The sequence below is a fragment of the Paenibacillus melissococcoides genome, from assembly GCA_944800085.1.
Lineage (GTDB): Bacteria > Bacillota > Bacilli > Paenibacillales > Paenibacillaceae > Paenibacillus_B > Paenibacillus_B melissococcoides.
This window is the reverse complement of record CALYLO010000001.1, coordinates 662227-678065: the sequence shown is the minus strand read 5'-3', so window position 1 is coordinate 678065 and position 15839 is coordinate 662227. Positions and strand designations below refer to the sequence as shown.

At 50.4% G+C, this 15839-nt stretch carries 9 protein-coding genes; 1 reads left to right on the top strand and 8 read right to left on the bottom strand.

Features of this window, described 5'->3' with window-relative positions:
• The first annotated feature begins 16 nt into the window (after positions 1-16).
• Positions 17-232, top strand: coding sequence for a helix-turn-helix domain-containing protein (locus tag OCY70_RS03160; RefSeq protein ID WP_133380206.1), 216 nt, complete (start codon positions 17-19; stop codon positions 230-232).
• Between the two features lie 52 nt (positions 233-284).
• Here the strand turns inward: OCY70_RS03160 and OCY70_RS03155 are convergent, their stop codons facing one another.
• The 8 genes from OCY70_RS03155 to fabD form a co-directional block, all read right to left on the bottom strand.
• Entirely contained in the window at positions 285-971 is a 687-nt protein-coding gene (locus OCY70_RS03155; protein WP_249725305.1) for an ABC transporter substrate-binding protein, read from the bottom strand.
• The gene (locus tag OCY70_RS03150; protein ID WP_213429181.1) at positions 881-3433 is read right to left on the bottom strand and encodes a PEP/pyruvate-binding domain-containing protein; all 2553 of its coding nucleotides are present in this window, start codon (positions 3431-3433) and stop codon (positions 881-883) included. Before OCY70_RS03150 ends, OCY70_RS03155 begins: the two co-directional genes overlap by 91 nt.
• A 21-nt stretch (positions 3434-3454) precedes the next feature.
• Entirely contained in the window at positions 3455-4840 is a 1386-nt protein-coding gene (locus tag OCY70_RS03145; protein WP_213429180.1) for an MFS transporter, read from the bottom strand.
• On the bottom strand, positions 4837-5748 hold the full coding sequence (locus tag OCY70_RS03140) for an alpha/beta hydrolase (RefSeq protein ID WP_213429179.1): 912 nt from the start codon (positions 5746-5748) through the stop codon (positions 4837-4839). The genes OCY70_RS03145 and OCY70_RS03140 overlap by 4 nt, the downstream gene beginning before the upstream one ends.
• A gap of 16 nt (positions 5749-5764) precedes the next feature.
• Positions 5765-6193, bottom strand: coding sequence for a cupin domain-containing protein (locus OCY70_RS03135; protein WP_261944569.1), 429 nt, complete (start codon positions 6191-6193; stop codon positions 5765-5767).
• Positions 6194-6309: 116 nt separating this feature from the next.
• Positions 6310-10932, bottom strand: a complete 4623-nt coding sequence (locus tag OCY70_RS03130) for a thioester reductase domain-containing protein (protein WP_213429177.1) — start codon at positions 10930-10932, stop codon at positions 6310-6312.
• A 36-nt stretch (positions 10933-10968) separates the two neighbouring features.
• Positions 10969-14589 carry a condensation domain-containing protein gene (locus OCY70_RS03125; RefSeq protein WP_213429176.1) on the bottom strand — a complete coding sequence of 1207 codons (3621 nt, stop codon included), beginning with the start codon at positions 14587-14589 and terminating at the stop codon, positions 10969-10971.
• A 4-nt stretch (positions 14590-14593) separates the two neighbouring features.
• A complete protein-coding gene (gene fabD / locus OCY70_RS03120; protein ID WP_213429175.1) occupies positions 14594-15838 on the bottom strand; it encodes an ACP S-malonyltransferase in 1245 nt (414 codons plus the stop codon).
• Position 15839 lies beyond the last annotated feature (1 nt).

Below are 15839 nucleotides of genomic sequence, written 5' to 3'. Positions count from 1 at the left end.
AGTCTGAGGTGTCCATATGGCGATCATCATCAATCTCGATGTTATGTTGGCAAGACGAAAAATGAGCGTTACCGAGCTGTCAGAGAAGGTCGGAATTACGATGGCGAACCTGTCCATCCTGAAGAATGGAAAAGCGAAGGCGGTCCGCTTTTCCACCTTGGAGAAAATATGCGAAGTGCTGGACTGTCAGCCAGGCGATATATTGGAATATGTGAAAGAGGATTCGTCCTGAACGTGAACCCGCCCCGCGCTTCATCCAAGCCGGGGCTGTTTTTCATTCTTCCCTACTGAACCGCCAGTTCCATAAAATTCTCTGCAGCCAGCCTGATCGCCAGGACGCTTCCCGTATTAAGAGAATTATCGAAAAATAGAACATGATTGTTTTTTACCGATTTCAACGATTGCCAGACGGCGGAAGATTCCTTTTCCTGGACTGAGGCCTTGGCAGCATCAAGATTATGCTGGAAAATGATATAATCGGGATTCATTTCCGACAGAGCTTCCAGGACAGGAGCAATTTTGCTCAACTCCTCATCATTTGCGTCAATATGACCTTTAAAGGTTACGATCACATCCGGATTCGACGCAATAATCGCTTCCAGATTCAAGTTCCTTCCGCTGCCCAAATCCGCAATCTCCGCCGTTCCCGCGTAGGGCTGCAACGTAGCGAATTCCTCCATCGCGCTCACGGCGCTGCTCGAGGCGATCGGCGGCGTGTCCAACGCGAAAAAGTAATCCAAATACAAGGGGTGAAGCACGGCTATGCGCTCCGGCTTTGCCGGCTTTAAGCAATTCGCTCGCTCTTTCCATACGATAATTAATGAGATAGTCGATTGGGCGACACCCGGTATATTTGTGAACTTACTGATGCAACCACAATTCATGTTGCGCTGGCCGCCAATTGATCCTTCAGCACCGTTACTGTGCCTTTGAAGCCATCCACCATCACCCGGTCTCCATCTTGTAAGCAAGAGGTCGCTACCTTGGTTCCCAATACGGCTGGAATTCGATATTCCCGGGCAACAATAGCCGCGTGCGACAAAGGACCGCCGGTATCGGACACAACGGCGCTGGCGAGCAGGAACAAAGGCGTCCAGGCCGGATCCGTAAAGGAGCACACCAGTACATCTCCCTTCTCCAGCTTGCCGAATTCCGCGGCTCCGCTGATGACCTTCACATTACCTTCGGCCAGCCCGCCGCTGCCCGGCAGTCCCTTGATATGATCCTGATTTTGCTGATCCAGTTCATGTTCATTCACATTCCATACGGCGAGAGAGAATTCGCGATTTATTCGGCGTTCCCTAATCTTCCCGGCTGCATCCTCCATTCCGACTTCGCCGCTTGAACGATCAAGCAATCGATACACTTCGGACAATTTCAAGTAGAGAATGTCTTCCGGCGCAGTGAGGAAGCCTCTGTGCTTTAATCTATCCGCCGCTTCCTGCATCGCTTTGCGCAAGGCAACATAACATTCTTCAATTGCGTACAGCGTCCATTCCCTTCCCTTAAAGGCAGCGCGGAATTGTTCCAGCGTTCGGCTAAAAGAATCCGCCAAAAAACGAGGAAGCCCCTTTCGAATCTCCTCTGTAAGCTTATAAAATTGAAGATTGATGTCTTCCTGGCGTTTATCGAAGTTATGTATGCTACCTGACCGGAGCATCGCAGCAATCGTCCCATATAAGGAGCTCACATTCTCCGACCAGGAAGCCTCATTGGAAAATGGCATATACGCTTTCATCGTCCGAGCCCCGTGTTCTTGAAGAAATGTTTCGACTTCCTTGAGAAATGCTTGTCCTCCAGACTCCAGCTTTAATCTGTGCTGCACTTCCCCCGCCGGGCATTCGAGAAATACGGCTCGGAGCACAGGATTCAAGTCAGCGGACACCGCCAAAGCGTTGAGCGCTTTTTCGATAACCGCCGTTTTATAGTCGAGATTCGATAACAGCTCATATTCGCTTACCGGCCGTTTCAAGCGCGACATGCGAATCAGCAGCTTCAGCTTGAATCCGAGCAGTACCATCGGAAACACATAGATGTGGAATCGAATTTGTCCATAATTTTTACTAATCTTTACAATGCTTTCAATTTGCTGCACGAGCTCCCTATCGTTAAGGCCGCTTATCTGCACGTTCATTAGCTGCTGGAGGCGCTTCGCATTGCTCTGTTCTTCTTCCACGGAGATACGTGCAGAACTGTCCCGAAGCATGCGTCGGACATGAGAAGGAAGCTTCAAGAAAGACAGAGTCGGCCTGGGAGACACAGGATGAATAGACAGAACTCCGTTGCGATCGATCCGTATCACCTGTTCAGCAGCCGGAATCGACAAGCCCAGCGACCGGTATGCATGATGCTTTTCTTCGAGAAGCGCCATCATCGTCTCATACTCTAACGGATATGGCGGCGTAGGCAAATGCTCCTTGAAATTATCCAATTCCTTTTTCTCAATTTTGCCAAGCTTCGTCTGCGGATATTCAGGCAAATACAAACTGGTAATCGGCCGGGTTTGCAATGCATACAGCTTGCCGCCAGAGAAGGCCCATTCAATATCCTGCGGAGCTCCGTAATACTGTTCCAGCTCCCGGCCAAGACGCTGCAGCTGGCGAAGCTCCCCATAGCTTAAGCAATACTTGTCCCTGTCCGGCTCAGGGACTTCCTTCGTTATCGTCCCGTGAATCGGATGCGATTCCAGGCACATCTCCTTAGTGCCCAGCTTCCGATGAACCGCGATGTTATATCGTTTTCGCTTGGAGACAATGTAAGTATCCGGCGTTACCTTCCCGGACACGACCATCTCGCCCAGTCCATAAGAGGCATTGATGAGCATCTGATCTTTGCTCCCATTCAGCGGATTCATGGTGAAGAGAACTCCAGATTTCCGGGATTCAATTTGCCCCTGCACCACAACCGACAAATATACCTCCTCATGATTGAACTGATTATGTGTGCGGTAAGAAATCGATCGTGCCGTCCACAGTGAGGACCAGCATTTTTTGACGTGCTGAAGAACGTCCTCTTCTCCGATTATGGACAAAAACGTTTCTTGTTGCCCGGCGAAGCTCGCTTCCGGCAAATCTTCCGCCGTGGCCGAAGAACGTACGGCAACTCTTTCATAGCCAAGGCGAAGCAACCGCATATAAGCCTCTTTAATCTTGTGCTGCAAATCGCTTGGCATAGGCGCTGTCTCAATGATTTGCCTGATTTGCACAGCCGTGCTGTCAAGGGACACGACATCCTCCGTTGTTATCTCCTGCAGCATCGCTTCAATTTTGGGCCATAGGCTGCCTGACCGAAGATGTGTCTTATACGCTTCCACATCGATGCAGAACCCCTCCGGGACAGGCAAACCTGCCGCAGACATCTCCCCAAGATTGGCGCCTTTTCCTCCCACTCGTGCGATATCACCGCGTTTCACCTCGTCAAACCACAATATCATGGTTGAACCCTCCAATCAGATTTAGTCCAATTCTCTCTTCACAATCGGAGTCCCCGTATGCATGGCAGGATAGAAAGCCGCGCTCCAGCCGATGAATGCAACCACGCCGAGACAAATGAAAATACCTTGCAGGCCCGCCTGCAAGCCTGAACTTTGGGCCAGCCAAATCCCCAAAACAGGGACGCCTGCCGCTCCGCCAAGATTTCTTGACAATTGAACCATGCTGGCAATGGTGGCACGATTCGAGTAATCCGATAAATTTCTCGCAATGCTCATGTACATGGGAAGAAGCAAGCCCATGCCAATCCCTAACGGCAATGTCGCGATAACGGCCAAGTACTTGCTTCCCAGATAGCCGAACGACGCCAAACCTGCGAAGGACAACAGCATGAGAAGCCAGGTGATGATCATGGCCAAGCGCTGATTGGCGATTCTCCCCGACACAGCGCTAGAGATGCCGGTAACGACCATCATCGGGAGCAGGAGCATGCCGCCCTCCGAAGCATTGACTCCCTGAGCATCTTGAATAAATAACGGAACGTAGCTAATCGCACAGTTGCTAATCATGCCTAACAGAAAAGTACTGCACAGCGTAAGCGAAAGGCGCGTGTTGCTTAGAAAATTCATGGGAAGTATGGGGTCTTGATGCTTCTTTTCAATTCTGACGAGCACATATAATGCAGCCCCTCCTGTAATGAGCAGAGCTGCCCCGCCAATAAAATGAGCCTCCCCCACGAATTGCACCCCAAAAATAAGCAAGCATAACCCTGCCGACACCATACCGGCTCCCAGCCAGTCCAATTGCCATAGCAGAGAGGAGCGGCCCGCTCGAGCGCCGCCCTCTTGCCGTGCCCGCTCCTGCTCCTGAAGACCGACCGCCACCAGGATGGCAGACAGGATTCCGAGCGGAATCAGGAGATAAAATCCCCATCGCCATGATAAAACGTCCGTAATCACTCCCCCTGCAACGGGGCCGACGAGGTTAGCCATGACCTGATTGAGTCCTATATAACCAAACAGCCGAGGCGATTCCCGCTCGTCGAACAAATCTCCGATGGAGCCCAATGCCGCCGGAACGATAGCTCCGGCCCCCAGCCCCATCATGACTCTGAACGCAACAAGCAGCGACATCGTGTTCGCCATACCGGCCCCGAGAGTCCCTAGCACAAAAAGCGCCATGCCGAATAAATAAAGTTGGCGTCTGCCAAATATATCAGCGATCTTGCCGAATAAAGGAAGCGTGACGGTAGAAGCGAGCATATAGCCGCCGAATACCCAGCTGTACAGCTCCATCCCTCCCAATTCCTTCGTAATCGTGGGCAAGGCGGTCGCCAGGAAGGTCTGCATCAGACCGGAAATGCTCATCCCGATCAGAATCCCTGCGAATGTCAGCCATCTTTTTCTCATGACATCACCTTTTCGCTCCCCGGTATTCCGTTCAGCTTCGTGACGATAGGCTGAAGCACTTGCGGCAAGCATTCATTTAAAATGAGATGCACATCCTCGTCGAACAGGATCATTTCCTTATATGGAGCCTTGATCATATGGAATATGCTTCGGGTATATTCCTCCGGGAACAACGGATCCCCCTTGGCAGCCAGCACATAAACCGGGCACTTGATGCTTCCGTCCCGAAGGGAGCTCAGATCGGCGCTGAAAAGACTGGCCAAAAAATAGAGCGGATAACTCATGAACCCATAGGGATCGTCGTAAAATTGCTGAATGATGGCTTTGTTCTTCGATACTTTATGTAAATCAAGATACAAGCTGACTGGGATGGGCATTGCGGGCCATACTTTAGCAAGACATTTCACGGCCGAAATGACAAATGAATACCCGTGCTTCAGAAATTCCGGGAACCGGGTAACGATGATCGATTCGGGCACGTCCGGAATGAGAATATTATGGGGAAACGCCGCTTGTATCCGCTCATCCTTGCCCGCCAGAGCGATTGCGACAATCCCCCCTTGGCTGGAACCCATGACGATGACGCGATCGTTAAAGTTCTGGATGGCATAGGACACTGCGTCCTTTCCATTTTGCACGAGCTCCTCGAAGCTGAATATTTTCTTTACCCGCGGACTTTTCCCATGACAGACCGGATGAACGCCGATAACATTATATTGATGTTGAGCCAAGGAGCTCAAAAACTCCGCATAAAATAACGGATGGGTTGCGGTCCCTGGAAAGAAGATGATACATGGGTGCTCTTTTTTGCTTTTCCAGATGGATAGAACGATGGGAGCCTGGTTGGATTGGATCGTAACCTCTTCATATTCCGTAACCGGATCTTGTTGTCCCGTTTGTTCGTTCATGCTCGTATTTTTCCTTTCATTTATAATAAGGTTTATAGCCAAGCCATTTTGCAAGCGGCCCTGCGAGGGCGATATAGATTTTTTGCAGCGCAATGAATCTGGGCAAAAAGGTTTGGTTTTTCATCTCATGACTCATCGCCGCCAAGTACAGCGGCCCTGGCACTCCCTTCTTGTTCGTCTTGTTCATCTGGGATAAATGAAATACCGTTCTGTAATACTCTTCAAATTGCATGCCCGGGGTAATTCGGGCCCTTAAAACCAATTCTCCTTCTCCGCTATTCCACCCCGTATGCCTGGCTCCCGCCGGAATGACGACCGTTTCGCCGCAAGTGACCGTGCGCTCCATTCCATTGATTCGGGATACCATGACTCCCTTAACGACTTCGAACGATTCTTCCGCCAACGGATGAACATGCTCGGGGCGACAGGCGTTGTCGGAAGGCATGAATATTCATAAGCAAAAAGCCTCCCCCCATTATCCGCCGCTGACTCCAATATCGTCAGGCGTTCGCCCGTCACAGGATTTTCGATTGTTTCATGCGGACACAATGAACACCCCTCCTATACAAAGCTCACTTCAGCGCAGTAATCCATCATCTTCCGAATATGTCCCGCATTCACTTCCGGCCATTCGAATCCCAGTTCTGCCAGCACCTTCACGGTTCTATCCGAGGTCATATAATAGAATGTTGCGTCCATATCCAGAATTCTCGAATGCAATAATATATTTTCTACATGCTCTTCTGCCGCCTGCTCGTTGCGGTTCGCATTCAAATAATCCAGAAAAACAGCCGGCGGCATCGCCTCGACGGCATATCCGGCCTCATTCAGCCATTGGCTCAGCTTCCGCAGACTTACATGCTTATGGTTATATACATGATAGGTTTCGCTCTGCTTATCTTGCCGCTTCATCAACAGGACAATCGCTTTGCTGACATCATCCACAAAGGAAAAATCAATCGCATGCAGGCTTTGTTCGGGCATTCGCTCCAAGCCGATGAAGGACCTCAACATTCGATAAAATCCGTTATCCGAAATATTCTCCTGAAATTTTCCCGACTCCGAATGACATACCAGATTACCGACTCGGTAAATCGAAGCTGCCAGCCCGTCTTGCCGTGATTTCCATACTTTCATTTCGGCTTCGATTTTCGTCTTCGTATAAAAATTGCCAGACTGCTGCCCAACATCATGGTCATCTTCCGTAAACAAAAACTTCTCTGCATTGTTGATTGTTCCGCTCGCTACTCCGACCGTAGAAATGTAATGCAGGCTCTTGCCGCGAGTCTCAAGAGCAAAGCGAATAACATGCTCCGTGCCCAATACATTGGCTTGATAGAAATCGTCGTATGCGCCATAGTGCTTCACATTGGCGGCAGCGTGGATGACCGTGTCGATCCGTTCGGCCAATTGTCGGTATTCGATTGGCTCCAAGCCGAATCGTTCCTTCGCGATATCGCCGCATATCACATGTATTCTATGCCGGAACCGCCCGTATGCATCGTCCCCGAAGGAATAGGCCGCTTTTCGCATCAGCAATGTTTCCGCTTCCGGTTGATCCCCCGCCCGCTTCAGCACATAGATGTGGGCGTGCGACGACTCCAGCAATTCGAATAAGAGATGAATGCCCAAGTAGCCGGTCGCACCGGTCAGAAAAATATTCGCAGGAAAGAAGCTATTATCGGATAATTCGATGGAGGTTAACAAGTGCCGGCCTTTCTCTTTATAAGCCTCCAATTTGCCCGCGAACTCGGCAATCTCCGACATCTCCTTCCGAGGCAGACTGATCAGTTGCTTCGCGCGCTCTATTTTTTCCTCCAACGATATTTTCTTGAATTGAATATGCCGAGACAACTGCTCGATCGTCGGATTTTGGAACAGTTGGTTGATATCGACCTCGAACTGCTGAGACATTTTGGAGACAGCGCGGACAGCTTTCAGCGAATTGCCCCCGATATCAAAGAAGTTGTCCCGGATTCCAATCTTCGCTGCACCCAATACCTCTTGCCACATGCCGCAAAGCATTCGTTGCATCTCATTGTTCGGTGCTTTGTATCCTTTCTTTTTCAAACATAGTCGTTCATCCGGCTCCGGAAGAAGCTTGCGATTCACCTTGCCGCTCGGCATAAGGGGAATGGAGGGCATCTCCACGAAATAAGGCGGGATCATGTAATCGGGGAGCTCCTTCGCCAGAGCCTGCTTGACATCTGCTGCTTCCATTCCAGGAGACTTCGTCACATAATAAGCACATAAATAACGAGTGCCCTCATCATCTTGCCTATCGATAACAACGGCTTCTTTCATATTGGTGAGCTTTAGTAATTGGTTCTCTACCTCCGCCAGTTCAATCCGGTACCCCCTGATTTTGACCTGGCAGTCTAATCTGCCCAGGAATTCGATGCTGCCGTCCGGCATCCATCTCCCCAAGTCGCCGCTCTTATACATTTTCTCGCCGGGAACGAACGGATGATCTATATATTTTTCTTCCATAAGTCCTTGCTGATCCACATATCCTCTGGACAATCCCGTCCCCGATATGCAGATTTCACCCGGCGCGCCTACAGGCTGAAGCCTGGCATACGGATCCAATATCATGACGCCCACATTGGAGATCGGCTTCCCGATCGGAATGATCGGGCTATTTCCATTTAGTACGCCGCTGGTCGTAACCACCGTATTTTCCGTTGGGCCGTAATTGTTGACCACCTGACAGGAAGCAGGCTTCCAATGCCTGAGCTTGTCTCCCCCTGTCAGCAAATATCGCAGGGAGCGATTGCCGGCTTCCAAAAACTGCTCGCACATCTGTGTCGGCAGGAAGCTTATCGTAATGCGATTGTTCTCGTAAAATTCATTTAATTTGTGAACATCCAGCTTCATCTCCTGGTCCACAAAATAAACGGTCGCTCCTTGCACCAAATACGGAAAGAGCTCCCATATCGAAGCATCAAACCCGAAGCCGGCATACCTTGTCGCACGGTCGTTCGAGGTTACTTCAAAGCAATCATTATGCCAAGCGCATAAGTTGGCAAGCCCTCGATGCTCGATCATGACCCCTTTCGGCCTGCCCGTCGTTCCCGAGGTATAGATGACATAGGCTATATTGTCTATACCAGCTCTCTGAGGCAGATTGGAAGTATCCGTAACCGCCTCCAATTCACGGGCGCCCAACTGATATTTTTGCCTCTTCCCTTCAGAGGACTTGATTGGCGGTACAGCCTTGTTGATTCGGAGCAGCACATCATAACGGTATTCGGTAAGCTCGTAGCGAATCGAGCCTAACTTATTGGAAAATTCAATGCGCCGAATCTCTTTCATGTCCTGCTGCAAATCCAGGAAAAAGGATTGAGATAAAAATAATTCTTCGTCCCAGTCCAATTTCGCAGCAGAGCGCTTATCCGGGCGCTGTGCTGCAAATTCCCGCAGCGATTCGATAAATTCCTCCTTGCGATCCTGATCCATCACGTCTCCTATAAAAATGAGGCCTTCCGTGTCTAATTTCGCAATGGCCTGGCGAAGCACGCTCCTGAAATAATTATGGCCGTGGAAGCATTGGACGACGCTGTTCAGAATAATCAGATCGAATGTCCCGGGGACCGAACCGATCTCGTGAGCGGCAAGCTTCTGCAATGTGATATTCTGTATTCCCTCCTGCTCATTTCGCATTTGGTTTTTGGCGATGATTACGGCGGACAAATCGGTTCCGTAATACTCCTTGACCATAGGCGCAATCCGGTACATCGTAATTCCGGAAGCACAGCCGATTTCCAGCACCTTCTGCCGCTTGTTCAGATAGGGCCTCAGCTTGGCCAGCACGTTGTCCCCGTATTCATCCATTTCCTGCTTGCTGAAGTGTTCACCGGTGTAGCTGTTCACCCATCCTCCGCCTGCAATCTCATCACCGGCTACGCTCCCCGTGTATTCCCACAGTTCCTCGTTCATCAAGCTGTTGGACTCCCCTTCTTCCTCCTCAAGGACACGGTTACTATCCAAGCATAGATACCGGACCAGCGCAGGGCACTCCCACTGCAGCCGATTCAGCGTTCGGATGAACAGCTTCGACGAAATGATCAGCTTTATCCCCGCATCATTCACTATCGACCGAATGCGTTCTTCGGGAATATCGGCATCTATCGGAACGAAAGCGGCGCCCGCTTTCAAGACACCCAGCACAGCTACAGCTTGCGCGACCGAGCTGTGAAGCAGGATTCCTACCGCCTCTTCCACGTTGACGCCCTGCAACATCAGGAAGCGAGCCAATTGGTTGGAACGCGCATTCAACTCCGCATACGTATATGAACATTCTCCGTCGATTACAGCAGGATGATCGGGGAATTGCTTCACCCTCGCCTCAAACCATTCCACCACGGTGGCATCTGGATCAGCCTTGTTCGCCACATGGCCGAACTCGTGCAAATATCGGAGTTGCTCCGAGGAAGTCAGCATTTCGGCCTTGCACATCGCTTCGTCCGGATGCGTTGTTAGCCAGGTTAGTAAATTCCGAAAATGACCCGCATATTGCTGAATCATGTCAAGGGAATGCAGCCCGGCATCGAAGGACACAGTCAGAACCAAGGTATCATGATCCAGTCGGAAGCCGAACAATATATCTGCAGATACATTCTCAATCGCCGGACTGCCATGGATGTTGGTTAGCAGTACCGCCGTTTTAAATATGTTGCTTCCCGCATCAGAACGTTCCGGAAGGAAGTTTGCGAACGGAATATGCTGGTGCCGATAGGCTTCCAGCACCGTTTGCTGTATCATTCCTGCGTATTGCCTGAAGCTCATGCTCCAGTCCGTATGGCTCCGAATCGGCAGCAAGCCCGGCCCTTCGGATTTCACAGGCTGCGGTTGATCCGGATTCCCCTTAAGCTGTGGAATGCCGAGCAGGACAACATCAGTGGCTGAATATCGGCTTATCAATAATTGGAGGGTCGCCAGCAGCGCGATAAATACAGCATACGGATTATGCTTGCATTGCGTCAGGAGCTGAAGGGCTTCGCCCGCCTCCAAGCTGTATTCATAATGCTGCTGTCGACTTGCTTGACCGGAGGGACATTCTAGGTTGAAATCGAACCCGCTCATGTGCAATTCGCCCTCCAGCTTGTTCATCCAATACTGCATTTCCTGCTCAGGCCGTCCGCGATCGTCAATTAACGGAATGTCAGAGATTTTATTTGTCATGGCAAGCACTCCTGTATGAGTTATTCGCTTCGAAAGTTAAAAGTCAAATTCCACGGTCTTCCAACCGGCAGCTAATTCTGCTATTTCTGCTCGTTCCGGCATCTCTATTTTCAAATCCTGCAAGGCAAGTTCCTTGTTGGCCGACATTTGCTCTAAGATCAGCAAATAATTTTGGGCCATTGTTCTGATCGTCTCTTCTCGAAATAATCGGGTACAGTATTCGAACGTGAAGAATATCTCGTCCTCCCGCTCAAAAGCCTGCAGCGTCAAATCAAATTTAGCACGCCTGTTGATACTGAACGGCTGCAGCTTTAAGCCTTCGAATTGAACGTTGGCCATGCTCCCGTCCTGAAGCGCAAATACGGTATCAAACAGCGGATGCCGGCTTGCTTCACGCGGCAAAGCCAATTGCTCAATCAACTGCTCAAACTGGAAATCCTGGCGTTCATACGAAGATAAAGCGCTCTCTTTCACCTCGCTCAGGAACTGGACGACCGATTTGCTGCCGGACGGAAAGTTGCGTATAGGCAACATATTGACAAACATGCCGATAACTTGATCGGCATCTCCATTCCTCCTTCCCGAAATAGGAGATCCGACCACAATATCCTCCTGACCCGAATATTTGAAGAGCAATACGAAATAAGCCGATAATAGCGTCATGAAGAGCGTGGATTGCGTTGCGGCACACAGCTCGGCAATATTCCCGCGAACGCGGTGATCCGCCCGAAATTCGATAACATGCCCCTCGTAGCTTTTCTCGACAGGCCGTACGAAGTCTGTGGGCAGCTGCAATTTGGGAACGTCGCCACTGTACTGATTCAACCAATATGCCCGCGGCTTCTCCATCTCTGGGGATTGGAGCAGCTTGTTCTGCCATGCCGCAAAATCCTTATATTGAATGAGCAGCGGCTCCGGTTCCATGCCAGCATATAGTTCCATAAAATCACGCATAAAGATGGATAAAGAGGCTCCATCCGAAATAATATGGTGCATATCAATAAGCAACACGTGATGTTCTGCGCTGATGTGAAAAAGAATGGCCCGCAGTAACGGCGCTTTGGATAAATCAAACGGGACGATGAAGTCGTCAATGAGTCCAGGCAGTTGTTCCAGGGTGGCAGATCGATGCTGAAGAGCAAAGTCATTCTTTTCGGAAACGCGCTGTACCGGTTCTTGTTCCTGCTCCAAATGGTGAAAGGTCGTCCTGAATGCCTCATGCCTCTCTACTAAGAGAAGCATCGCGCGTTCAAGCCTGTCATAATCCAGCATCCCCTCAACTTGGATGGAAAACGGCATATTGTAAGTCGTTTCGCCAGCATTCATTTGGTGAAGAATATAAATTCGCTTCTGCGCGGACGATAGTGCATAATGATCCTGTACTGCTAATGGCTCTATATGATATTCAATGTTTCTCTTCATCTCCTCCGATCGACTCCCCGCTTCCATAAAGGAAGCAAGCTCACATATCGTTTGCCGCTTCAAAACATCCGCTATCGTGATGGGCACGGGAGCCTGTTGATTCAACCGGTTCACAATCTTCGTAGCGAGGATGGAGTCTCCCCCCATATCGTAAAAGGAACGATGGATATTTACCGTTCGATACCCAAGCTCCTCGCACCAAATTTGCCCCAATAGCCTTTCCATGGCGGTGTACGGTTCATTTTCCGCTCTTCCATGAAGCAGGAAAGGATCACTGGGATGCTGAACCTCCGATTCGGATCCCTCAGCATACTCGTGAGGGGCCTTATGCGATCCAAGCGCCCGAATGGGAGGAATCTCTAACCAGCAGCGTTCCTTCTCAAAGGGGTACGTCGGCAGCGGGATCGTAAAGCGCTTCTCGTTGCCGTAAATTCTTCGCCAGTTCAAGGAACGGCCTCCGGCATACGAACGCGCAAGCTCGGCCGCTTCGTCAGCGCTGGAACCCCTTAATGCATAGCCCGCCTCATGGCCCCCATGCGGCTTTGACAATCCGTAATTGTTCGGCTTGTGCCCATAGTATATGGGGCCATAATCGCCGCGATATTGCTCGAAGCTTCCATCCAGCAGCCGGTTCAAGCCTATTTTCAGTTCCTCCGCGTTTTTGGCAATAATCGCAATGCGGAATGCATAATGCTTTCTGCCGGTATTCGCGGTGTAGCACAAATTTTTAAAATGGATATTCTCGTAATCCGTCAAATATTGATAATAGCGATCGATATACCGAATCAAGGCCCTTTTGGAATGGGCTGACACCGTAAAGATCTCGAGATCATCCTCACTCGAAGACGTATCCTGTTGCTTTGGCGCTTCTTCCAATACAACGTGGCAATTCGTGCCGCTGAATCCGAAGGAGCTGATCCCCGCCCTTAACGGAAATGGCTTCCTCCATGGCTGCCTGTCTTTTACGACATATACCGGAGAATCCAGAAAATCGATATTTTTATTGGGAGATGTAAAATGAATGCTTGCGGGAATTTCACGATGCTGTAAGGCAAGCACCAGCTTGATCATGCTCGCGATGCCTGCGCAGTCATACAAATGGCCGATATTCGATTTCACGGAGCCTATGCCGCAAAATTGCCTTTTCCCCGTATATTTTTTGAATGCTGCCGCAACCCCTTCCATTTCAATAGGATCACCGAGCTTCGTCCCGGTTCCGTGCGCTTCGATATAAGATATCGTTTCGGGATCAATCCCCGCATTCTGCCATGCTTTGATGATGACGTTTGTTTGCGCGGCAACGTTCGGAGCCGTTATTCCGATCGAACTGCCGTCCTGATTCACTGCCGATCCCTTAATTACCGCATACACATAATCCCGATCTCTTACTGCTGCATGTAATGGTTTCAACAGCAGCGCTGCCGCTCCTTCTCCGATGCCGGTTCCGTCAGCTTCATCATCGAACGCTCTCGTAATCCCGGCGGATGATTCAATCCCGATTTTCACCTTGGCATCCAGAGGCAGCAAATTCGTCTTCACGCCCCCGGCTAGCGCCATATCGCAATCGCCGTTCCGTATAGCGCCGCATGCCAGATGGACGGCGACCAGAGAGGAGGAGCAGGCGGTATCTACCAGCATGCTGGGCCCCTTCAAGTCCAGCAGATAAGATATTCGGCCCGGAATAATAGATGCCATATTCCCCGTAACGGCCGCTTCTTTATGCGGCGTATTCGTATCCGTCAGCATTTGGCGGTATTGGTTGCCGTCGAAGTCTCCGATATAGCCTGCATACACCCCTGTATTTGTACCGCTTATTTTATCGCCGGCATACCCCGCATCTTCCAAGCATTCTAAGGCGGTTTCCAGAAATATGCGCTGATTCGGATTCATCAGACTCGCTTCTCGCGGCGTAATTCGAAATAGTTCAAAATCGAAATGATCGACCCGCTCCAAATAGGCTCCTTCCATAAATTCGAACTTCGTCTCGGAGGGACGGGTATATTGCAAGTATTTCTCGGCATCATGCCTTCTCGCTTCGGGAAACGGACGGACTGCGCTTGCGCCGGCAGCTAATAAGTCACAAAATTCCCGATAATTATCCGCCATTGGCAACCGGCAGGATATTCCGATGATAGCAATGTCGCCGCTCTCTTCAGTCCGAACATACTCGCCATCGATCTTAGCGGCTTCAGGCACCTGCACTTTATGCAGAAATGAGAAATTTTTCGTAGACATGATATCACCCCTTTTGCAATTGAGAGAAGAGCTTCTGGAGGGGACTCAATCTTGCTTCAACCTCCAACTTGTCCAATTTCTTGGCGGTTAAAATCACTTCTGCCCGCTCAATCGCTGTACTGGCGTGCATGATGGGCTTGGCCATCTCCCCTAAAGCAACCAATGACTCCTTTATCCTCTTAAGCTCCTTATAAGCAGGATGGATGGTATGCTCGAATTCATGCTCGTCCTCATTGCGATTTTCCGCGCTTGCCGCCACAGCCAGGCAACCGTCCACAATACGAGCGCAGATATGTTGTACGGTAACCGGCATATCATCCGCCTTCCTCCAGTTTCCCTTCTTATCCATACTATCTATGCCAAGCACAGAGGAGCGCTTGAAAGCTTGCTTCGCCAATTGCTCAAGTACGCGTCCGGGACCAAGCTCCACATAGTGCCGGACGCCCTGCGCATGGAGAAAGACCATCGTTTCGTACCAGCGCACAGTACTTGTCATTTGCTTCGTTAATGCCGGCACAATATCTGCCGTGGATCGGTAAGGCTTGGAAGTGACATTAGAAACGACAGGATACCGCAAATCGTGAAATAAGTACTGCTTTATCACGTGTTGTAATTCAACTGCAGCCTGATTCATCATATAGCTATGAAATGCGCCGCTAACCTTTAGGCGAGTGCATAATCCCCCCGCATGCTCGACCCGGTGCTCTACCTGGCGGACAGCCTTCGCCTCCCCTGACACGACAAATTGCATCGGCGAGTTGAAGCATGCAATGTCAGGGCTCCTCGCATCCTCCACTGAACTCGTATTGCATATGTGAAGCACTTCTCTATACGACAATCCCCTCACGGCTGACATCGCCCCCGCTCCCGGCGGCACCGCGTTCTGCATGATTTGCCCCCGCTGACTCGCCAACCGCACTGCGTTCGCGAAGGATATCGCTCCACTGCAAGCCAAGGCCGAATACTCTCCCAAGCTATGACCGGCCATATAGCACGGCTCTTCGCCAATCTCGTCCATATATACCCGAAACATACTGTAACTCAATGTCAACAAAGCCGGTTGCGCAAACTCTGTACGGTTTAGCCTGTTCCCGTCATCTTCAAAGCTTACTTGGGCCAGATTGTATCCTACCGTCTCGGAGGCTTCCTCGTATATGCTTCTCACAAGATTGGATCTCTTATAAAGCTCTTTTCCCATCCCCGCAAATTGCGACCCCTGTCCCGGAAATAAGAAGGCCAATTTCTTCATC